This is a genomic window from Eubacterium sp. BIOML-A2 (assembly GCF_009680135.1).
Classification (GTDB): Bacteria; Bacillota; Clostridia; order Lachnospirales; family Lachnospiraceae; genus Faecalicatena; species Faecalicatena contortus_B.
Map to the genome: position 1 here is coordinate 1 of NZ_WKZK01000084.1, position 20,374 is coordinate 20,374.

General features: G+C 41.8%; 20 protein-coding genes and 2 pseudogenes. 6 read left to right on the forward strand and 16 right to left on the reverse strand.

Annotation, left to right across the window (positions count from 1 at the left end; genetic code table 11):
• Nucleotides 1-81 precede the first annotated feature (81 nt).
• The 11 genes and pseudogenes from GKG43_RS21450 to GKG43_RS21500 all read right to left on the reverse strand — a co-directional run.
• A pseudogene (locus GKG43_RS21450) lies at nt 82-183 on the reverse strand (phage terminase small subunit P27 family); the annotation flags it as partial.
• A 138-nt stretch (nt 184-321) separates the two neighbouring features.
• Nucleotides 322-1,116 carry a hypothetical protein gene (locus tag GKG43_RS21455; protein ID WP_129879929.1) on the reverse strand — a complete coding sequence of 265 codons (795 nt, stop codon included), beginning with the start codon at nt 1,114-1,116 and terminating at the stop codon, nt 322-324.
• The gene (locus tag GKG43_RS21460) at nt 1,106-2,215 is read right to left on the reverse strand and encodes an AAA family ATPase (protein ID WP_129879931.1); all 1,110 of its coding nucleotides are present in this window, start codon (nt 2,213-2,215) and stop codon (nt 1,106-1,108) included. Before GKG43_RS21460 ends, GKG43_RS21455 begins: the two co-directional genes overlap by 11 nt.
• A gap of 196 nt (nt 2,216-2,411) precedes the next feature.
• Nucleotides 2,412-2,771, reverse strand: a complete 360-nt coding sequence (locus GKG43_RS21465; protein ID WP_129879959.1) for an HNH endonuclease signature motif containing protein — start codon at nt 2,769-2,771, stop codon at nt 2,412-2,414.
• A 78-nt stretch (nt 2,772-2,849) separates the two neighbouring features.
• Nucleotides 2,850-3,287: a hypothetical protein gene (locus tag GKG43_RS21470; RefSeq protein WP_129879933.1), complete on the reverse strand. Its 438-nt coding sequence runs from the start codon at nt 3,285-3,287 to the stop codon at nt 2,850-2,852.
• On the reverse strand, nt 3,280-4,269 hold the full coding sequence (locus tag GKG43_RS21475) for an ROK family protein (protein WP_129879935.1): 990 nt from the start codon (nt 4,267-4,269) through the stop codon (nt 3,280-3,282). The genes GKG43_RS21470 and GKG43_RS21475 overlap by 8 nt, the downstream gene beginning before the upstream one ends.
• The gene (locus GKG43_RS21480; protein WP_129879937.1) at nt 4,266-5,078 is read right to left on the reverse strand and encodes an HAD family hydrolase; all 813 of its coding nucleotides are present in this window, start codon (nt 5,076-5,078) and stop codon (nt 4,266-4,268) included. The genes GKG43_RS21475 and GKG43_RS21480 overlap by 4 nt, the downstream gene beginning before the upstream one ends.
• A gap of 21 nt (nt 5,079-5,099) precedes the next feature.
• Nucleotides 5,100-5,435 (reverse strand): pyridoxamine 5'-phosphate oxidase family protein, encoded by a 336-nt coding sequence (locus GKG43_RS21485; RefSeq protein ID WP_129879939.1) that lies wholly within the window; start codon nt 5,433-5,435, stop codon nt 5,100-5,102.
• Between the two features lie 20 nt (nt 5,436-5,455).
• A complete protein-coding gene (locus tag GKG43_RS21490; RefSeq protein WP_129879941.1) occupies nt 5,456-6,835 on the reverse strand; it encodes an aminopeptidase P family protein in 1,380 nt (459 codons plus the stop codon).
• A 15-nt stretch (nt 6,836-6,850) separates the two neighbouring features.
• Nucleotides 6,851-8,293: a M81 family metallopeptidase gene (locus tag GKG43_RS21495; RefSeq protein ID WP_129879943.1), complete on the reverse strand. Its 1,443-nt coding sequence runs from the start codon at nt 8,291-8,293 to the stop codon at nt 6,851-6,853.
• Nucleotides 8,293-9,681, reverse strand: coding sequence for a PTS transporter subunit EIIC (locus tag GKG43_RS21500; RefSeq protein WP_129879945.1), 1,389 nt, complete (start codon nt 9,679-9,681; stop codon nt 8,293-8,295). The genes GKG43_RS21495 and GKG43_RS21500 overlap by 1 nt, the downstream gene beginning before the upstream one ends.
• Nucleotides 9,682-10,366: 685 nt before the next feature.
• Here GKG43_RS21500 and GKG43_RS21505 point away from each other — a divergent pair.
• A complete protein-coding gene (locus GKG43_RS21505) occupies nt 10,367-11,713 on the forward strand; it encodes a DDE-type integrase/transposase/recombinase (protein WP_173020140.1) in 1,347 nt (448 codons plus the stop codon).
• On the forward strand, nt 11,703-12,440 hold the full coding sequence (locus GKG43_RS21510) for an ATP-binding protein (protein ID WP_129879949.1): 738 nt from the start codon (nt 11,703-11,705) through the stop codon (nt 12,438-12,440). The genes GKG43_RS21505 and GKG43_RS21510 overlap by 11 nt, the downstream gene beginning before the upstream one ends.
• A gap of 301 nt (nt 12,441-12,741) precedes the next feature.
• Here the strand turns inward: GKG43_RS21510 and GKG43_RS21515 are convergent, their stop codons facing one another.
• The 5 genes and pseudogenes from GKG43_RS21515 to GKG43_RS21530 form a co-directional block, all read right to left on the reverse strand.
• Nucleotides 12,742-13,503, reverse strand: coding sequence for a DeoR/GlpR family DNA-binding transcription regulator (locus GKG43_RS21515; protein WP_129879951.1), 762 nt, complete (start codon nt 13,501-13,503; stop codon nt 12,742-12,744).
• 97 nt (nt 13,504-13,600) lie between these two features.
• Complete coding sequence (locus tag GKG43_RS21520) at nt 13,601-14,539, reverse strand: DUF4317 family protein (protein ID WP_173020141.1); 939 nt, start codon at nt 14,537-14,539, stop codon at nt 13,601-13,603.
• 255 nt (nt 14,540-14,794) lie between these two features.
• Nucleotides 14,795-15,406: pseudogene (locus GKG43_RS21525) on the reverse strand (AAA family ATPase); the annotation flags it as partial.
• A gap of 546 nt (nt 15,407-15,952) precedes the next feature.
• The gene (locus tag GKG43_RS23015; RefSeq protein WP_002587789.1) at nt 15,953-16,126 is read right to left on the reverse strand and encodes a hypothetical protein; all 174 of its coding nucleotides are present in this window, start codon (nt 16,124-16,126) and stop codon (nt 15,953-15,955) included.
• Nucleotides 16,123-17,511: a zinc-ribbon domain-containing protein gene (locus tag GKG43_RS21530; protein ID WP_129879953.1), complete on the reverse strand. Its 1,389-nt coding sequence runs from the start codon at nt 17,509-17,511 to the stop codon at nt 16,123-16,125. The genes GKG43_RS23015 and GKG43_RS21530 overlap by 4 nt, the downstream gene beginning before the upstream one ends.
• Nucleotides 17,512-17,683: 172 nt before the next feature.
• Here GKG43_RS21530 and GKG43_RS21535 point away from each other — a divergent pair, with 172 nt between their 5' ends.
• From GKG43_RS21535 to GKG43_RS21550, 4 genes are all read left to right on the forward strand, one after another.
• Nucleotides 17,684-18,832 (forward strand): transposase, encoded by a 1,149-nt coding sequence (locus GKG43_RS21535; protein ID WP_129879955.1) that lies wholly within the window; start codon nt 17,684-17,686, stop codon nt 18,830-18,832.
• Nucleotides 18,833-18,907: 75 nt separating this feature from the next.
• Nucleotides 18,908-19,093 carry a hypothetical protein gene (locus tag GKG43_RS21540; RefSeq protein WP_129879957.1) on the forward strand — a complete coding sequence of 62 codons (186 nt, stop codon included), beginning with the start codon at nt 18,908-18,910 and terminating at the stop codon, nt 19,091-19,093.
• A 197-nt stretch (nt 19,094-19,290) separates the two neighbouring features.
• On the forward strand, nt 19,291-19,548 hold the full coding sequence (locus GKG43_RS21545) for a hypothetical protein (RefSeq protein ID WP_243125895.1): 258 nt from the start codon (nt 19,291-19,293) through the stop codon (nt 19,546-19,548).
• A gap of 29 nt (nt 19,549-19,577) precedes the next feature.
• Nucleotides 19,578-20,330, forward strand: coding sequence for an ABC transporter permease (locus GKG43_RS21550; RefSeq protein WP_243125896.1), 753 nt, complete (start codon nt 19,578-19,580; stop codon nt 20,328-20,330).
• The last annotated feature ends 44 nt before the right edge of the window (nt 20,331-20,374 follow it).

Consider the following 20,374-nt stretch of genomic DNA (forward strand, 5'->3'; position numbering starts at 1 on the left):
TGTTCCTTGTAACTTGTCCACCATATCAGTTCATTATAAAAATCTTAGATTTTTGTCTTGACAACTGAGCCACTATATTCCCTTTGCCGGAACTGGCTCCTTCTTATTAAATTTTCTCTTTCCAGGATTACCTTCCAGCTTCTTTATCGCTGTAGGCTTTGGCTTTCTTCCTGCCATGGTCATACCCCCTTCCATCATTATTTCGACTTGACCTGTACTTGACCTGTACTTGCACAGTACACGCGGGCAAGTTATCATATTCTATTTTTATGCATTATAAAAGCGCCTGCATTTCTACAAGCGCTCCATTTACATCATGTTTTATTTACAATTACAAATATCCAATTGATTCTTTGCATGCTTCACACATGTTCTCCAAAGTTTCATTCCAAAATAATCCACAAGAAATTCCGGGAAAGCACTGATAATAAACACTTTATTATTGCCTGCTAAAGCCTGTTCACACATAAAGATATCATGTGGATTTGCTTCATCTAAATACTGTTCATAAGAAATAACTTCCGCATTTCCTAACAAGCATGATATTCTCATTGAAAAGACATCAATGATTTCCTTCCATACATCTATATTGTAATCTCTAAAATGCGGATTCAGTGAATTTCTCGAAGATATATTCTTATATTCAGCAAGATCACTAATTTCTACAAAGCAATTATCTCCATTTCCGCATTTACCTGCTTCAAAATCTCGCAATGCTTCAACCATCGGATAACTGATATATAGCTTTCCATTCTCAGTTTCATTGTCAAAGCTTTCAAGCATCTGGTTTATCACATCAACGTCATCTGACTTTCCCAAGTTTGTCTGATGTGCATCATAATCAAAGAAAAGAAACACCTCCGAAAAATCATCTCTTGATAATCCTTCCAATTGTTCTCTGATTTTCTTATTACTTTCCCTTAAGACCTCAATAATATCTGTGTCGAAATCATCCGCCTTGAGTTTCTTCCAAAGCATATAGATATTTTCTCCGGCCGGAAGCGTAATAATTTTAAAATTTCCATGCTTAAAGAACACCTTTGAAATATTATCAATAACCTGTGGTTCTCTGGCCTCTCCTTCAACTATAAATGCCTTATAGTCCTTATCTGCCATTAAACGCACCTGCCTTATACATTTTCTGAAGATTATGAGCCTGACGAAGCTCCTTTTCTGTCAGCTCTGAAATTGCCTTTATGCTATTATTTTCAAGAAGGAAATAGCAATCCGGTCTGAGTAAATCATTGCTCATAAGGTCTGTGTTGTGTGTAGTTGTAAATACCTGCACACCAGTAATTCTTCTAAGTCTTTTTTGAACTGACTCTGATAGTTCATAATGGTAAAATGCATCAAACTCATCAATGAAAACAAATGATGCTTTTTCCATACGGATATACCAGTAATAGAATAATGCAAGGGATCTGGTTCCTGTTGAAGCAATCTTGAAGAAGTCAGCATCTTTATTGTCGAAATGACAATATATAGCCTTTCTTCCATCGACCTCGCATCCATATAATTCATAATCGATATCATTTTCTTTTAAGAATTCCTGGAAATCCTTAACCTTACCACTATTGACGATTCCTTCTGCAATACTCTCTGATCCGTTCATAAAGCCTTCATATCCACGGCTATCAAGCGAATAGAATAAAAGCATCCTCTCGACAAACTCAATAAACTTCTTAAATACCTGATTCTGAACATTATCTGAAAGAATTGAATTACTATTTACATACTTTACCCTTGAAATCGGACTTTCGTTTCTGATTGAAGCATTCAAAGTATCTGATCCCTCAAGCAAAGTAAATCCATCTCTTGTCAGGAAGTCAAAGAAAATGACCTCTTTTCCATCAATAGACAAACTTTCACTCTTTAAGGAATTCACATCCATTTTACTGTACTTATATACAACTTCATGTCCGTCGAACACGAAGGTGTACTCAAACTCTGCAAAAGATTTCCTCCCACTCATATTCAGATAGAAGTCATAGCTTCCCAGGAGTTTTTGCTTTTCAGTCAGATGAGTAATGATATCAAAGATAGCCAAACCAAGATTCGACTTTCCACAACTGTTGATACCATAAATAATTCCCTTCGTTATGCAGCCATTCTCTATTATTTCGGAATTAAAGCTGTAATTACTGGGTGTTCCTATATCTAATGTGATTTTATCCTTAAATCCTTTGAAATTTTCGACGCTAAATTTCTTTAACATGATAATCACCTTCCATTTCTTTTTCTTTATTATATGATTATCTGCAAAAAAATTCAAGTCTATCCGTATTTTTTTTACGGCTATATCGAATTTTTATTTCGAGTATTAATACCCCCCATCTTCCATTTCGCGATTTTGCACGAAAGACCCACCCGCCGTTCTATAGGAGACAGGTCTGTAGAGATTTGCACTCCCCCTACCGGTCATGCCAGCGATCTCCACGCTTCGCATGTATCTGTGAATGGCACGACTTACAAAGTGCAATCAGATTACTCCGATCATGTGTGCCACCTTCAGCCAATGGATTCTTATGATGAATCTCTTCCACTGGGACCAGAACTCCACGAGCCCAACACTGCTCACAGAAGGGATGCTCTGCAGCATACTTATCTCTGATTCGCTTCCAGGCACGACCATAACGACGCTTGGTGTTCTTATCTCTACCAAATTTTTCATATTCACTATTTCTTTTTGCTGCATGTTCCTCACAATATCGTCCTGTTACCAGAGCAGGACAACCAGGATATGCACACGGCTTCTTTGGTTTGCTTGGCAAAATAACACCTCCAGCCATAAAGAGAGCCACCACGAAAATCTCTCGACTCTCATGATGGCTTCCATCTTTTCTATTTGTCTATTGTAATAATATCACACCATGCCCACTGACTAATAGTGACATTAGGTGACTACTTTGGGAACCTGCACCACTTTCAATGCCTTGGAGTCGATTTGCCCTTGGCATTGCAAAAGCCGCAAGAATGCTTTCCATCATCTTCTGATCAGCCTCGGTCTGCAGCCCAGACTGTAGCTTCTTCAGGAACTCCTCCTGCGCCGAAGAAAAATAATGACTGCTTGCATACCATCCGTCGACAGCATGCACACCGCCACCAGTTCCCTTTGTCATATAGAAAGAGGTGGTATCAGTGATTGCATCTCCAAGTATTTTCCCTGCAAATGCCGGGTCACTCACTTCTTCCAACGGAAAAATTGTTCCATTCACTACCGCAACAATCTCTTCCCCGGCATTGTCCATCGTCTGTTTCTCTTTCTTCTTTTTCAAAAACTCAAACATTTTCTCTCACCATCGCATATGCGCCCATCATCCCCGTTTCACTTCTCAGTTCCGACAGCTGGATTTCCGAACCTTTCTCTGCTAAAAATATTTCTTTCTGATACCCTTTTCTGATTGCATCCAGAATCACATCTCCTGCATTTGTCACTCCACCGCTGATCACAAACAGATCCGGATCCAGAATGTGAGAGCAAACTGCAAGTCCTTTTCCCAGTAATCCCATGGAATATTCCACACATTTTTGTGCCAGCGTATCTCCTGCTTTTGCACTATCACAAATTTCCTTTGCTGTGAAATGTTTCATATTTCGAAGAACAGAGGGTTCCTCCGTTTCTTTCAGATAGCGCTTCATCACACGTACCAGTCCGGTCGCTGACGCTATTTGATTCAGGCAGCCTGTATTCCCACAACTGCATTGTTCCTTTTCTTTCATATCTAGAGAAATATGTCCTATCTCCCCCACCATTCCTCTTAAAGATGTCACAATTTTCCCGTCTAGTACAATTCCGCCTCCGACACCGGTTCCAAGCATCACCAGCATCATACAATTACACGTTTTCTCAAGTTTACCGTTTTCGTCCCATTCACGGGTCTTTCCTTTTCCAAAATAATATTCACCAAGAGCTGCCACATTCGCATCATTTTCCACACAAATCTTACACTCCGGAAAATATTTTTTCAACTCTTCCTTAGGATAAAATGCATTCCAATGTAAATTCACACAATTCTTTACGAATCCATCTTTTGTCACCGGCCCCGGGATCCCCAACCCGATTCCGCCTACTTCCACAGTCTCTCCTTTTTCTTTTGAAAATGCCACTGCGCATTTCTTCACTTCATCTGCAATCGCCGGAATTATACGTTTCCCCTTCTCCGAAAGATCTGTCGACACAGACCATTTCTTCCACAGGATATCTCCCTGCAAAAAGGCACCAAATTTTATATAGGTACCTCCGATATCTACACCAAAATATATTTTCATAACTCTATCATCCCTAATTTCACAAAGGCCTTTTCAATTCCATCTTGTGCTGCAGGTTCCGCGATAAAATCTGCGGCTTTCTTTGCTGCCTCTGTCGCATTTCCCACCGCGATTCCGATTCCGGCCATTTGCAGCATTTCCACATCATTATCACTGTCACCGACCGCAATCACCCGGCTCTTTTCAACCCCAAGCTTCCTGCAAACCATCCCGATTGCTTCCGCCTTGTTGACTCCGGCCATGCTGATCTCATAACCGTATTTTGCACCTCTGGTATAACTGATTCCTGTAATATCAAATGTCCCTCTCCAGCGCATTTTCAGATCTTCTTTGGTAAGATCATCACTGAACGCAAGAATTTTTTTCACCCCGATAATTTCTGAAAGTTTCTTCACCAATACTGGAACTTCCATCTCCACAAAATCCGGACCCCTTCCGGCAAATTCTTTGCTTCTTGCATATTGCGACTGCAACATATAACTCGCCTCGGTAGTTTCTACCAGAAAAACGGTCCGATGCTTCTCCAAATACCCCGCCAGCTGAACAAACGATTCTCGATTCATCTGAATATCCTTTTTTACCACATGATTCACTTCCACATAAGCCCCGGCACTGGCTACATATCCATCAAACCCAAGTTCCCGGATTTGATCATGAATCTGCCACATTGGCCTGCCCGAAGCAATGCAGACCATATGCCCTTTTTCTTTCAGCTTTCGAATACAGGAACTTGCGGACTTCGGAATATGACCGTATTGATCTTCCAGAGTTCCATCTATATCAAAAAATATAATTTTTTGTTCACTCATTTTCTCTTATCCCTCGCTATTTCATGCCATTCGGGGAATCTCCACGTCTTCCATCGTACGCAACAGATATTGTGCTTTCTTATACCCCACCCGGTCCAGAAACTGATAAATATTCAACGCAACCTTGTTATTTTCCTGGAGCAGTTGATTTTTATGTCCGTCCGGTGCAGTATGTAAATAAAAAGTCAAGGTATCTTTCCATTCAAAGCCACAATTCACCGGAACAATATAGGGATAGGGTTCATCGAAAAATGCCACGGTTGCTTCTGAACAATTTTTCAGAATCTGCTTCATAAATCTTTTGTCTTTGATCCTTTCCTGTTCAAAATGCATAAGTAACTTCTGATGGTCTGTCATGTTTTCACACCTCTTTTGTTTCACACCTGAACCAATGCTTTTTCGTGGTTCAGCAAATATGGTCGCAAATAAGCAACCGTGGAACACATCGGTAAAACATCATCCGACACTCGAATTCCGAGTACTTCTTCCAAATATGCTTTACGTTTCAACATTCTTTCAAACATCTCCGGATATAGCTTTTGCAACTCTTCTTTCAATTGATCTGATGCCAGAAGAACCGTACTTTCTGCACCAACACCTACATATCCCCTGATCGACGGAATAATATCGATTTGGAAAATCATTCCGCTTTTTAATCGTTCCTCAGATTCTTCATAAATTGGGGATGACATCCATTCTTCTTCCGCTGTCAGATGCCCCGGACAAAGCGTCCAACCATAGACATCCCGTGGCAGTACTTCATCTACCATCTGAAAAATCTCTTTTCCTTTCATTCCGATTTTCACCAATTCCAGCCACGATACATAGGCTTTAAAATAAGGAACTGCCACTTTTTCCAGATAGTCTTTCTGTCCATCCGGCAAATCTTCTTCTGTTTCCACTGCCATAGCGGTTCTTGAACTCAGTCCTCCATAATATCCCACCGTCAGGGAAATGGAATCTCCTGTTTTCACAGTATTCGTTGTCGGGAACATATTTCCCTTTACAAATCGTTCTCCCGCTGCTGCGATAGTCACAACACTGGTATACTGTCCGTTTCTCATCAGACAGTCTCCCAGTTTCAGCTCCGAAACGCCTTCTGTCACCTGATTCATCGCATCCAACACACAATCTGATGCCAGGGATGCTCCATATTCATAGTGTGCAATCTCATTTGCATTGTTCGTGGTACGAATTCCGTTTTCTCCAATAAACAGATCTGTCTCATTTGTAATGATTGCATTCTTCGCAACCAGAGAACGGATTGCTGTCATAATAAATTCCGGCAGATCAAACATCTTTTTTCCGTCTTCAATCGTAGATGCAAAATTTTTCCATCCTACGATCCCGATTCTTTTTCCGTTTCCAATTCCAGCCTCTTTTAAAAGTTCCTTCATGGTCTTTTTTCTCTTATCCGGCTGATTTGGAAGAGAAAATTGCGGAACATGGATTCCTCTGGCCTTCATTCGTGCTTTTTCTGCCTTATTCAGACTTTCATTTCCCAAAACCAAAGTCATTTGTCCCTCTCTTTGAATCACCAAGAGAGACTCTTCAAATCTTGTAAAATATCCTGTAAGATACATAAAATTACTTCCATGCTCTACATCCCCGTAAATGATCAGTTGATCCAGATTCCGTTCATGCATTCTGGCAAGTACTTTTTCTTTTCTTTCCTCCATCGTCTGATCATTTAGCATCACCGGGCTGGCGCAATCCTTTTCCGGTTGCGGTACAGTCAATAATTTTATTTCCCTCATTGTTTCTCCCCCGTTTTAAATATCATCGATTGGAAACATCGGACGCATGATTCGCTTAAACTTTAAAGATGCTGTATCCTGAGGCGTAGTTCCTCCCGTCAGGGACATCACATAGAACGCCGCTGCTTCTTTATAATCCGGGAAAATATATCCCTGTTTGAATATGGCAAGATCATAAGACTTCCAGTCAATCCCCAACAGATCCAACTGTGTATTTGTCACAAACGGCACACTAGTATTCTGAATCAGAATATCGATCGGAGTACCCTTGACATTCACATACACACACTTTCCACCATCATCAACCAAATCCGCCACATGTAAAACATACACCGATCCGCTTCCTTTTACTACGACCTCCAGATCCACAGGATCAGAATATTCATCATAACCAACACCCAACTGAATGGTTGCTTCTTCTCCCTCATTCAATTTTACCAGTCTGTCATATGTTTTCGGATCAATGATTCCCGCAAAGAGTACTGTTTTCTTTAAATCTTTCTGCTCCAGCACCTGTCGAAGAACGTAAGTATTCCATCCTGCCGCTCCGGAAGTCATATTATCTCCAGAATCTGTAAGAACTGCCGGTTTTTTTCTCTGCTCCAGACACATTTTCAGTGCTTCATCCGGCTGCGCAGTGCGACCGGTATAATGGAATTCCCGTCGTTTTGACCAGACATATTCCGCCAGTTTGTCAGCGATCTCTTCCGCATATTCCTGATCTTTTTCTGTCATTGGAACTACCACAATTCCACAACCGGCCACCGGAGAATCATGACGAATGTATCCCACATGCCAGGAAACACTCCAAATCCTTTCATCCTTTTCCAGTTCATCCATAAACCGATTGATCGATGCAACCGGTTCATCTGCCGACACCGTCTGTTCTCCGCCCAAAATCAAAGGTAATTTGCGGTAAACCGAATGAATATTCCGTCGATTTTCCAGAAATTCACACATCTGTCCTGCTACCCACTGCATTGTTGCTGCCGTATCTACATGTGGAGATTCCCGAAAACTTCTGATCAGATTTGTAGCCTCCACATATTCCTTGCACAGATTTCCATGCGGATCACAGGAAATCATAATCGGGAAATAAGGTCCTACAATTTTACGCATTTCTCTTAAAATATGGTGTTCACCGGAGCCGATCTCTTCTACTTCACTGGCTCCATGTAAATGAATATAGATTCCATCCAGTTCATCCAGATTTTCTTTTAATGTATTTAAAAACTTCGCCTCGATAAAATCAAAAGTTGCCTTTTCGATCACACCCGCTGAACTGCTGGATGCATAAATCGCCGGAATTAATTCCACTCCATATTTTTCAAACACTTCACCGATTGCCATTTTGGCGATGCAAGCATCGCCATAGGCAACATCAAACTGACGAAGTGTACATTTTACAGGCACATTGGCATTTGATTCTGTATTAAACAATCCCGTCAGTACTTTCATTATTTTTTCCCCTTTCCTTTCTCTGTTGTCAGAAGAATTCTTGTGGCAATAAAGGAACAGATCACCGTTACCACTCCCACAATAATCGCGCGGATCACATAGGTAAGTCTTCCATCATTATCTACATATGCAAGCAATGTCAGAAAGCCCGGGCATCCCATACGGATATAAACCCGAAGTCTAAACAATGCTGCCACAACACCACCACAGAAAGAACCGATTGCAGTACCAATCAGTGCCTTCGGTCGCATAATAATGGATCCGTAAAATGCAGGCTCTGTTACTCCGCAAAGTCCGGTGAATCCAAAACCACTGATCATACCTTTCTTCTCTTTATCCTTCAGAGTTGTCGCAATTGCCAACGCGCAGGCACCCACAGAGATATTGGAAATAAACTGCATAACTGCACAGATCGGATCATAACCTAGCTGATCGTACAATGCCATCTCAATGGCTGTATTGGATTTATCCAGTCCAAACATAACAAAATACGGATTCAACATGGAGAACAACGGATATGCAATAAATCGAAAATGCTCCAGTACAAATCCCATTGCCATTCCAACATAGGTACTGAGCCAGGTTGCCACAGGTCCCAACGCAATCAATGTAACCGGAGTTGCCAGTCCGATAACCACCAGAGGTGTCAAAAACAATTTCAACACATCCGGTACATATTTATGAATTGCTTTATAAATCAGCCATTCAAATGTCACACCCAACATAATCGGGAATACGGATCCGCCGTAATCAATCTGTGTAACCGGCAGCCCCAGAAATTCAGTAACTGCTCCACTGGTATACTGACCACAGATTAATACCGCTCCAAGCATCGCTCCGTAAATCGGCGGCATTTTCAACTGACTGGCCATCGTATAGCCAATATAAACTGTCATAAACGGAAACGCTGCACTTTGCAGACACAGTAACATCTGCGCCACTCCACCGTCTGCCGCCAGACCCATGTAGTTAATCATAAGATTGCGAATTGCAAGCACCATTCCTCCACAGATCAAAGCCGGCATAATTGGCATGAACACCGGTGCGATAAAATTGCCCCACCGATTCATCCAATGCAGAGCACCCTTCTTTTCATCCGAATCCTCTGTCTCTACCTGTACAACTTCTCCACCGTCTTTCCATCCCGAAATATCCAGAAACTCCTGATAAGCTTCTTCTACTCCGGCTCCGATGATCAACTGAACCGATCCATCTTTTGGTACGACTCCAACAACTTCCGGAACGCTTTTCAACGCTTCTACATCCACCAGTTTCTTATTTGCATATTTAATACGCAGTCTGGTTGCACAATGGGCAATGTTTGTAATATTCGTTACCCCACCTAAATACTGGAGTGCCTGTTTCGACATCTCTTCATATTTTCCCATTTCCTTCCTCCTTTTGTGCTTTTATGTTTTTTCTTGTTTCTTTATGTGCTAATTATAATCCTCACATACTACATTGTCAATATTTATATGTGTTTTTTCGTTCTATTTTGTTTTTTCGTGATCTTTTCACAATTTTATATCCTAAATCTTTTTCATATAAAGTTTCTCCCGGCACGTAAATCACTGCATTTACCTTCGGGCATCTTCCAAGATTATATGCGGTCACCAAGTACTCAAACAAGCTTAGACTTTTTGCTCATCGCCAAACTGCAGATTGTCTCCTGAAACGGCCAGCTGTGCCATATTAGGCGGTCGCACCTTGCCATAATTAACGGTCGGCATGTGCCATATTAAACGGCCAGTTCGGTCCTTTATAATAGTAGTATCTTCCGAACCGGAAGAAATACTATTTTTAGGAGGTCCGAAATGGATTACAAGAAAGTACTGAGACTTCACTACGTGAATAATCTCAGCGGCCGTGAAATCGCTGATAGCTGTGGAGACTGCAGCAAATCAGCAGTGAATGAGTTCCTAAGACGTTTCAGAGAATGTCAGGAGCTCTCTTTATCCTCTCAAAGAGGATGTTACCAATGAGTATATAGAGTCTCTGCTCTATAAAAAATCCGGTGTCTCCGTCGATCTGCAGCTTTACCGCGACTTCAACAAAGAAGCCGTATATAAAGCATTGGCTCGCAAGGGCGAGACACTGAAACATCTCTGGCAGAAATATAATGCTGTTGGAGTGGTTGACGGCAAGAAACCATACAGTTATCGGCAGTATTGCAGGCGTTACTCAGAATGGACTGATTCAAAACACATCACTTTTCATATCCAGAGATATCCAGGCGTTAACCTGGAACTCGATTATGCCGGCAAGCAGCTTCTGATCCACAACCGCCGGTATCCAAATGAGACAACGAAGGTGACCATATTTATTGCAGCTCTTACCTACAGTGATTACTTTTATGCCGAAGGTATGATTGACTGCGATATTCGGAATTGGATCAGAGTCAACAACAATGCGTTGGATTTCTTTGGTGGCATTACACCAACCATCACTCCAGACAACTGCAAGGTTGCTGTAAACAAGAACAAGGACTGGATCAGTCCTGAACTTAACAAGGATTATCAGGCATGGGCTGAACATAATGATACTGTTATCACTCCAGCAAAGGTTAAGTCACCTCGCTGGAAGCCGGTTGTCGAAGGCCATGTAAAGATCGTGACCATGCACATCTTAGTAGAGATGGAGGAAATGATCTTTTATTCTCTCGAGGAACTTAATCGTGTTCTTCAACAGAAAGTAGCTAAAGAGAACAACAGAAACTTCGAAGGGTTATCGTATTCTCGTGCTGACCTCTTTAAAACAGAAGAGAAGGAGACTCTTCTGCCTCTTCCGCTCAATAAATTCGAGTACCTTGAGCGAAAGCTTGTTAAAGTAGCACAAGACTTCTCCTTCACCTTCGACAAGGTCCATTATAGCATGCCTAGAAAGTATTTAAAAAAGGAAGTTGAGCTACGTGTTGGAGAGAAAGAAATCTTTGTCTACAACAAAAACGGAGATCATATCCGTACGCATAAAAGAAGCTATACGCCTAAGGAATGGGTTATTATTCCTTCCGATATGCCTGCAGAATACGGTGATTACGGCTACTGGAATGTTCCATACTTCCAGCAGAAAGCATCAAAGATCGGGCCAAGCACAAGAGCATTGATTGATGCAGTGATCAAAAGATATGCCTACCCAGTACAGGCTTTCCGCAGCTGTTTCGGTATCCTTCGTTATGCTGAGAAATATAGTCCTGAAGCATTAGAAAAGTGCTGCAGAGACGCAATCAACTTCGGTAAATGCAACTATTCTTATGTGAGCAACACAGTATCAACCTATCATACAGAAACTAAACCAGATGCGACGGATGTATTTCCTGAGAATCAGGAAGCTGTAACAGGACGATACAAGGATGACGATAGTCAGTATTCTCTTAAGAACTTACTGATGCGCCAGGAAAAGGAGGCACATCATGAAGACTGATCACTCTGACATCAATGAAATGCTGGAGTTCCTTAATCTCCCGATTGCATCAGGCCGTTTTGCTGAACTGATGAGAAGTCCTGATTTGTCAAACTATAATGCGGTTCAGTTTCTACGTGAAATACTGGAAACACAGTACCTTGACAGAGTAGCCTCTAAGTTTGAAACCAATCTTAGGCTCAGCAGCCTTATCAACAAGGGTGCTTTGATGGAAAATCTAAAAACTGGAAACGGACGAATCTATAATGATGCTGTGGTGGAACAAATCCGAGATTTCACCTTTGCTGAGGATAGACTAAATGTCGGCATCTATGGTGTGACCGGTGCCGGCAAATCGTATTTCCTGTCAGCTTGCTGTGTTGAAGCATGCAAACGTAATTATCGCTGCAAGTACATAGACTACTCTGATCTTCTAGATGAGCTAATTATTCTGAATCGACAGGAAGACCTAACCAGATACCGCAAACGGATCAAGTATTACGCAAAGATCCAGCTCTTGTTTATCGATGACTTTGCTATAAGTAGATATTCGGAGGAAGGTATGAAAATCTTATACCATCTCATCAAGATGAAAGCTGATCTTGGAACATCAACCTTATTCACCAGTCAGTACAGTCCTGATGAATGGGGCAAGTATCTCAGTGATGAAAAAGAATGCTATGGAAAACTGGATGGCATCCGTCGACGGCTCACCACCGGCTTTACAGTTCTCATTGAGAAAGCATAGATCAAAGTAACTATATCAGCCAGTCCGGGGGACTCTATGGGATACCCTTATTTCATAGAGTTCCTTACCAGAAAATCGACCGTTTAATACGGCCCTGACTGGCCGTCGAATGTGGCCTCATCGGCCACTAAAGGTGGCTGTCTGCACAAACTAAAAAAAGATGCCCTGAACCTTTTTTGTCGTATGCCCGGCAACTAAAAACAAGGCTGTGATATTTTAAAATATTCACACCCCTGTTTTCATTTTCCTTCCCGGATTCATCTTTTGTCGTTTTATGCTTAACATACAATTTTTCAGTATTTTATACAATTTGCAGATTCAGACCGCTGGAAATCAATTCCTCTTTTGCCTTTTCTGAAATTCCTTTATCTGTCACCAGAATCTGCAGATCTTCAACCTCACAGATTTTAAAAAAGGTGGTTTTCCCTATTTTGCTGCTATCTGCCACACAGATCACTTTATCTGAATGTTCTGCCAACGTCCTTTTAGAAGCTCCATCGATAATATCCGGAACTGTAACACCATTTTTCAGGTCAATCCCTTCCACTCCCAGAAATGTTTTATCGATGTGAAACCTTGTGATATAAGAATTGGTCAGCTCTCCCATATATGCCATGGAAAATTCCCGGTATTCTCCCGGCATCATGATCACCTTGATTCCCGGAGAATGAGCCAACGCATTTGCCACTAACAGTGAATGCGTCACAACGATTAGATTCCTCCGATCCCGAATCTGTTTTGCAATCTCACAGACTGTCGTTCCCGCATCCAGATACACCGAATCTCCTTCTTTAATATATTCGGCACATTTTTGTGCGATTCTTGCCTTTTCTTCAGGATACTGATCCTGTTTCGTAACCATACTGTCTTCGAACAGATATCCCTCTTTCAGAATCGCACCACCATACTCCACCGTAATCAGACCTTCCTGTGCAAATTTTGTAAAATCCCGCCGAATGGTCATCGGTGATACATTCATTTTTTCTGCCAGTTCAATGGTATTCACTTTTCCATGTTTTTTTAACGCTGCCAGGATTTCCTTCCTGCGTGTAATATTGTCCATTCTTATCCCCTTTATGTGTTTTTCTGTTTATTTTCCATACAAATCATCTAAGATATGATAAGAATACAACATTTTTCACCCTATGCGCAAGTTCTTTTTACACATCCTCTTCCTGTCGCAGGGTCCACACATCCAGCCCATTCACTTCCACATGGTCATCCACTGCGATTACCAGGCACTGTCTTCCGTCGATCACACGGGTTTCCACCAAGTCTGTCCGATCCGGATTCACTTTGATGGTAATATCCGGCGTATGGATCTCAAACTGACGGGTATTGGTGATGTTGGACGCAAGCAATGTGGCCTTTTCTCCCGCCACATGCTCATATTCTTCTTCAAACCGTTCCAAATTTTCTGAAGGCACACCGCTCTCTTCCAGCAGCCGCTTCACATCCGGTTTGGCAAGAGCCAGCGGCTCCGGGTCTTCTTTATTTGCCTCCAACATTTCGTTCAGATTTTCATGGATATTTTTTACAATCTCATAACTCCGGTCTTCTCCCAATGTATCTGCGATCAGAGTCTGGAACACTTCCTTCTGATCTCCGGAAGACAATACCTGCTGGCAGCCCAGTACTTCTTCGATAAACGGCCACTGCAGTTCATCCGGTTTCTTGGAATAATAGCCATACTGTAAAATACGACCAACGAAAAGACGGATTTCATCTCCGGAAATAACCCCATTGGCTGCAAGGTTATTAAAATAATTTTCGTCATACTTATTCATTGTCTGACCGACCTTGAGCGAAATTCCCGGCTCAATACAATAAGCAACATTGCCTGAGTATGAGCCAATAGCCTTAAGATTGGTAAAATTGGAACGTCCGGTATGCCAACCATTTTTCAAGGTCAAATTGCTGTGTCCCCATACCCCATCGTAATTAGCATCGCCATCACGAGGGAAATCGACCATATAAACATCGGCTTTTTCTCCCGAAGCAGCATATGCTGTTGTCGAGCCAATGCCTGCAAAAGTGGTCACACACATAAGGGTCGCCAAGAAAAGCGACGTGACTCTTTTGAATTTTGACTTTATCATTGCGTTTCCTCCTGTAAAAATTGAAAAACACACCGTATCTCTACGATGTGCCTTTGTGGATTTTCTCTTACGACAAGATTTACCTGCCGAAAAATAAATGCGGATTTTTCGTTAATTTTTTATTTTACCATACACCTCCAGTCCGTTCATACTGTGCGATTGTCCCTTAGAGATAGGCATATACTTTGAGATAGTTATATTCAAGTGAGATAGTATATATCATTTTCGGTAGGTAAAAATATAACTAAGGGGTCCCACCGTACTTTTGGCGAGGTTTGTGCGGTTATCCACCAAAGTGAGAAGCATACCGTCTATCTTAATGTCCTGATTGATATACTTCTTGACTTTTGAAATGGTCTGCACAAGCTGGGTCATACCCTTAGCCGGCAAATACTGTGCCTGCACCGGAATAATCACGCTGTCTGCCGCAGATAAAGCATTGAGTGTTACCATACTCAGTGAGGGCATACAGTCAATCAGAACAAAATCATATCTGTCTTTGACCTGACTTAAATAATTCCTCAAAGTGGTTTCTCTGCTCATAGCGTTCATTAGGTTATATTCCATCGCCGAAAGTTCAAGGTTCGCCGGTAAAAGGTCAACGTCTTCCTCGTGATGCAGGATACCGTCTGTCGGGTCATTCATCGTTTCACTAATCACATCTGTAAGTTTCGTTGCAAGCGTGATACCCAAATTGTCTGTATCTCTCCAGCCGAGACAAGTAGTTAAATCTCCCTGCGGGTCTGCGTCTATGAGCAACACTTTCTTACCCTGCATTGCAAGACCAACACCAAGATTAACCGTTGTCGTTGTCTTTTCGACTCCGCCTTTTTGATTGCATATGGCAATCGTTTTGCAGTTTGACACCTCTTGCATCCTCCTTTCGATTTATTCATAGCCAATAAAATATGGCTATGTACTTGACCGTTTCATTTCCTAAACGGTCGTGGCAATATTTATTCTCAATATCCCTTGCCAAGCATATCGCTTTCGGGAAGTCGTTAAGAAACAGACTGCTTATCTGTATCATAGGAATCTAACCTCTGCCGGGTACTCCGCCAGCTCCGTAGAGAAGTATCATTATCCTTCTGACTGTCATCGCCATATCGGTTGCAATCCGATACCCATAGCAGGAGTTCTCGCTGTTCTGTAATTTTCAGAAGTTTCGGCGTACCCGCTAAAGTGGCTATCATCAGAATTAAAGTCTTAACGACCTGTGTATTCAGTTGTCAAAGAACAAGTGAAAAGGCTTCCGTCTTCATCATCAGGAATTAGCCCCTTCACTCATTGCACAAAAGGCTTCATTTTGGACACCCAAAATCGCTGCTTTTCCGAAAAAATTTTCAAAAAATTTTTGACAACAAAAAAAGCCGCCTGTTTCGGTTAAAAAACAGACGGCATAAATGCTTGAAATTATTTGATTTTCAGTTTCTTTTTCCTTGCGGACAGCACTTTCAGAAGAACTTCATCTACTGCGTCGGTGTATCTTCCTTGTACTATGAGGTTGTTTTTCAGATTGATAAGCGACTGTATCACTCTGCTTTGCTCATCATCGGTTAGATAAATGTGATATTTCTTTTCTCTCATCGGCTGTTCCTCCAGTTCTTAAATATTTTCCTGATTATCTTAACATCTTCTTCTGTATCGGAAGATATAAATATATGTACGCTCTGGAATCCTGCTTTGATACGCTGTACATATTCGAGTTCCGCTTCGTTTGGCTTCATCGGCAACTTAATGAGTTTGATTCCACGTTGTTTACAGAGATGTTCCTTTAGTATATCTATCTTCTCCGAGTCTGTATTCACTTGAATGGCAATCTGCTCCAGTGGGATATATACATCAAGTGGAATGCCGAATAACCTATCAGAGCCAAGTTCAACTTTCAATCCTTTCAAATTGGAATAATAACTGATTGCAAGAGCCGGGAACAACGACATATACTCCTGCTCACACATCCTGCACCCTTTTCCAAGAACAGTACGCTCATTTATCTTCATACTCCAAGAATGACCGTATCTGCATTTCCACCACGCTCTCTTTGCCGAATTTCTTGAAACTTCTGTCGGTTTTAACTTGTTTAATTCATAATCCCACTCAACAAGTAATTTTCTATCAGTTGTTGCAAAGTCATTGTATCCGGCAAGCACTTCTCGCTCTGCACAGACAGGGCAAACCGTTCCTTTCACACGGGCATTGATAACTGATTTCCACTCGTTTCCACATTTTCTGCAATGCCACCATACATTTTTCCTCGACTTTGCATTGACTTCATCCGGTTGCAGAGAATAGTTTTTCTCTGACCATTCTTTGGCTATCTGTGGGTGTGTACTTTTTAGGTCATTCCTGCCTTTTATAAATGTATAGCCACTGCAACAAGGACATTTACTGCCGCCTGAACGTGTAGAGATAAGCGTATTCCATTCATAACCGCAGGTTCTGCACTTCCACCAAGCCTTGCTGTTTGCAAACGCCATAACTTCGGTAGGCTTCTTTTCATTCTTGTCCGACCATTCATTTGCAACTTCCGGGAATAGCGTTGCAAAGTCATTAAATCCTACAAGCACTTTGTTATGGGAGCAGTACGGGCAACCTGTTTTGTTGATGGTTCTGCTCTTTACAGTGGCTATCCATTCGTGTCCTAATTTACACTTCCATATCACTTTCTTGTGTGAGCCGATAGATACCTCTGTCGGCTTGATTTCATTTTTCTCTGACCACTCCGAAGCCAATTCCGGCTTCAATGTACTTAAATCGTTAATTCCCTCAATCACTCTCGCACCGGAGCATATGGGGCATTTCTCTCCACTGGAACGAGCCTTTATACTTGTTTCCCATTCGTGACCGCAAGCACCTTTCCACCATACTTTCTTATTCGAGCCGAAAGTCACGCTGTCAGGTGTCAGCGGTAAATTCCTATCCGACCATTCGGCAATCAATTCGGGATGTACTGCCGCTAAACTGTTACTCATATCAAAACCTCCACTTCCTCTGTGATTAGAGTATATGAAGTTTCGGCTTTTTCTTGTAGTTTGCGAATATCAGTAAAAATAAAAATAGTGTCTATGACACTTCAACTCCCCCTACCCCTCAATCTTTGAGGGGTGGGTTTCTTTTTCTCTTCTTTTCCCCCATAATAGTCTTATGAACGTTTTACAGGAAATCTTTAATGACCATTATGAAGAAATGATTTATCTTTTACATCCTCGCAATTCTGTCCTTGAGAATGTAGACAAGATGCTGAACTGTGGCGACGCTTCCTTTGGTGGGGCAATGTACATCTGTGATAAATGTGGGAACTATAAATTCGTACCTTTTCGTTGTCACAGCCGATTCTGTCCTACTTGCGGGAATATGTACTCCATTGACCGCACTACCTCTATGTCTTTTAAACTCGTGTATTGCAAACACAGACATTGTGTCTTTACAATCCCTGAGGAATTACGCCACTTTTTTCTCGAAGACCGTTCTTTACTGAACTGTCTCTTTTCTGCTGTCCAAAGCGTTGTTTTACGCATGTTTTATAAAGAAAACAAATCCGAATCTTTTACACCTGGTTTCATCTCTGTCCTTCACACCTTCGGTCGCGACCTCAAATGGAATCCTCATATCCACTGCCTGATTTCGGAAGGTGCCTCTGGAAAATTCACCTCTTGGCGTCACTTTAAACATTTTAGCTTTCCTTTTTTACGTTTTGCTTTCCGTACTGCTCTCTTAAATATCATGCATGAAAAACTCGGTGATTCTTTTAAACCTACAAAAGCGTTGATTTATCGCATCACTCCAGATGGTTTCTATGTCTTTGCTAAACCCAAGGACTGTGAACCTGATAAAGTCATCAAATATATTGGTCGTTATCTTGGACGTCCTGTGATCGCCACTTCACGCATAGATTCCTATGATGGAGATACTGTTACTTTCCATTACAATCGCCATGAAGATAATAAACTGATTGTCGAATCTATTCCTGCATTGGAATTCATCGAACGTCTCATTCGTCATATACCTGAGAAACACTTTAAAATGATTCGCTACTATGGCATATATGCAAGACATCGTGACAGTGATAAAAGATTACATCGTGCCATTTCCCGGGAAAAACACCATATCCTTCTCAGTTTTAATAAATGGCGTCCTTCTATTTTATCCTCTTTCGGATATGACCCTTTAAAATGTCAGCATTGCGGAAATACAATGTCTGTTCTTGAAGTTTATTACAATCACAAACCTGTTTCTTTGCAAGAAATGTATGAAAGGGCTATGGCGAAACACGCCTGTCGTTCACCTGCCTGACCGTAAGAAACCATATCTTACCTCTCTGTTCTGTGATACAATCAACTTATCTTATCCCGAATGGAGACTATGCTTATGAACACCATTACAGAAAAAGAACTTGTAAAGAAACTCAGAGAAAAATACACCAAAAATCCACCTGAAGGTATGACCGCAGAGATGATTAAAAGAATGCGTGACAGTGACCTTCTTGATATGGATTACTTTTTACATGAAGATGTATTCGGTGAGGATGTTGAAGATGGATTTTTTATCTTCTAACACGTCACTTTATTTTCTCTGCCCGCCTCCGTGCGGGCTTTTTTTATCAAGAGTTCTCCGGCAGGAGAACTTTCCTATTACATGAAAAAGGGAACCCGGTCATCGGTGCAGAGATCCATATCGACAATCCGGATGAAAACCTCTGCATCGGCGCTACAGCCAAAATCACGATGACCGTTGCGGAGGCCGACAATGTATTGGTTGTTCCAACGGAAGTCATCAACACCTCCTCTAAGGGCGATTTTGTCTATGTAATTGAGAACGGTGTTGTAAAGAAAAAACCGGTCGAACTGGGTACCGCATCCACCACACAGATCGAAGTTAAGAGCGGCCTGAAAAAGGGTGACAAAGTGGTAAATGATCTGAACGTAGATATTGAGGACGGCATGAAGGCTACTGCGGCGCCTGCAAAGGGCACGGGCTCCGATGCCGGTGCAGAAGCAGTGAAAGAATAAACGGACTGATTGAGAAAAGAGGACTTAATATGGGACAATTTTTAGAATACGTAAAAATGGCTCTTGATAATATCCGTTCCAATAAAGGCCGTTCCTTCCTTACGATGCTGGGTATCATCATAGGCATCACATCTGTCGTCACCATCGTTTCCATCGGAAACGGTCTGAAAAAAGATGTGGTCGATGCTTCAAACGAACAGAACAACACCGTCACGGTCCAGGCTAATTCCGACGAGGTATCGGACCCCAACTGCATTACGGGCGAAGATATTTCTTATCTGAAAACAACCCTGGGAGATTCCATACAGAGCGTATCCGCCTATACGGGTACATTGGGATCCATTACAACCCGAAAAGGGAAATTTGATGCCTACGTAGGGCTGACAACTCCTGATTATGAAAACGCACAATACCAAAATCCTCTGGTAAAGGGAAGTTACTTCACGGATAATGATGTTGCAAATGCCAACAAAGTGTGCGTCATAGACGAACTGACAGCACTATACTTATTTGGTAATACAGATGTCATTGGCATGACCATCGAACTGCAGATAGACAGCAATATACAAAATTTTAACATCATCGGCATACGTGAGACTGCTCCGGAAATGATGGAAGCAGAAAAACAGTACCTGGCGATGGGAATGGATAAAAGTATTTCCATCGAGATGCCTTATACTGTCTCTGCAGACCTGGGAACTCCGGTAGAAGCTTTTGCTTCCGTCTCCATCACTGCTGCTGACAAAGACTATAGTGGCTCAGTTGTCAAGACAAAAATCTAAGATTTTTATAATGAACTGATATGGTGGACAAGTTACAAGGAACA

Coding starts and splice junctions, on each gene's coding strand:
- GKG43_RS21510 (WP_129879949.1), top strand. CDS start 11,703: ATGAAGACTGATCACTCTGACATCAATGAAATGCTGGAGTTCCTTAAT.
- GKG43_RS23015 (WP_002587789.1), bottom strand. CDS start 16,126: ATGAGAGAAAAGAAATATCACATTTATCTAACCGATGATGAGCAAAGC.
- GKG43_RS21515 (WP_129879951.1), bottom strand. CDS start 13,503: ATGGACAATATTACACGCAGGAAGGAAATCCTGGCAGCGTTAAAAAAA.
- GKG43_RS21470 (WP_129879933.1), bottom strand. CDS start 3,287: ATGTTTGAGTTTTTGAAAAAGAAGAAAGAGAAACAGACGATGGACAAT.
- GKG43_RS21520 (WP_173020141.1), bottom strand. CDS start 14,539: ATGATAAAGTCAAAATTCAAAAGAGTCACGTCGCTTTTCTTGGCGACC.
- GKG43_RS21495 (WP_129879943.1), bottom strand. CDS start 8,293: ATGAAAGTACTGACGGGATTGTTTAATACAGAATCAAATGCCAATGTG.
- GKG43_RS21475 (WP_129879935.1), bottom strand. CDS start 4,269: ATGAAAATATATTTTGGTGTAGATATCGGAGGTACCTATATAAAATTT.
- GKG43_RS21540 (WP_129879957.1), top strand. CDS start 18,908: ATGAACACCATTACAGAAAAAGAACTTGTAAAGAAACTCAGAGAAAAA.
- GKG43_RS21550 (WP_243125896.1), top strand. CDS start 19,578: ATGGGACAATTTTTAGAATACGTAAAAATGGCTCTTGATAATATCCGT.
- GKG43_RS21535 (WP_129879955.1), top strand. CDS start 17,684: ATGAACGTTTTACAGGAAATCTTTAATGACCATTATGAAGAAATGATT.
- GKG43_RS21500 (WP_129879945.1), bottom strand. CDS start 9,681: ATGGGAAAATATGAAGAGATGTCGAAACAGGCACTCCAGTATTTAGGT.
- GKG43_RS21490 (WP_129879941.1), bottom strand. CDS start 6,835: ATGAGGGAAATAAAATTATTGACTGTACCGCAACCGGAAAAGGATTGC.
- GKG43_RS21480 (WP_129879937.1), bottom strand. CDS start 5,078: ATGAGTGAACAAAAAATTATATTTTTTGATATAGATGGAACTCTGGAA.
- GKG43_RS21460 (WP_129879931.1), bottom strand. CDS start 2,215: ATGTTAAAGAAATTTAGCGTCGAAAATTTCAAAGGATTTAAGGATAAA.
- GKG43_RS21530 (WP_129879953.1), bottom strand. CDS start 17,511: ATGAGTAACAGTTTAGCGGCAGTACATCCCGAATTGATTGCCGAATGG.
- GKG43_RS21485 (WP_129879939.1), bottom strand. CDS start 5,435: ATGACAGACCATCAGAAGTTACTTATGCATTTTGAACAGGAAAGGATC.
- GKG43_RS21455 (WP_129879929.1), bottom strand. CDS start 1,116: ATGGCAGATAAGGACTATAAGGCATTTATAGTTGAAGGAGAGGCCAGA.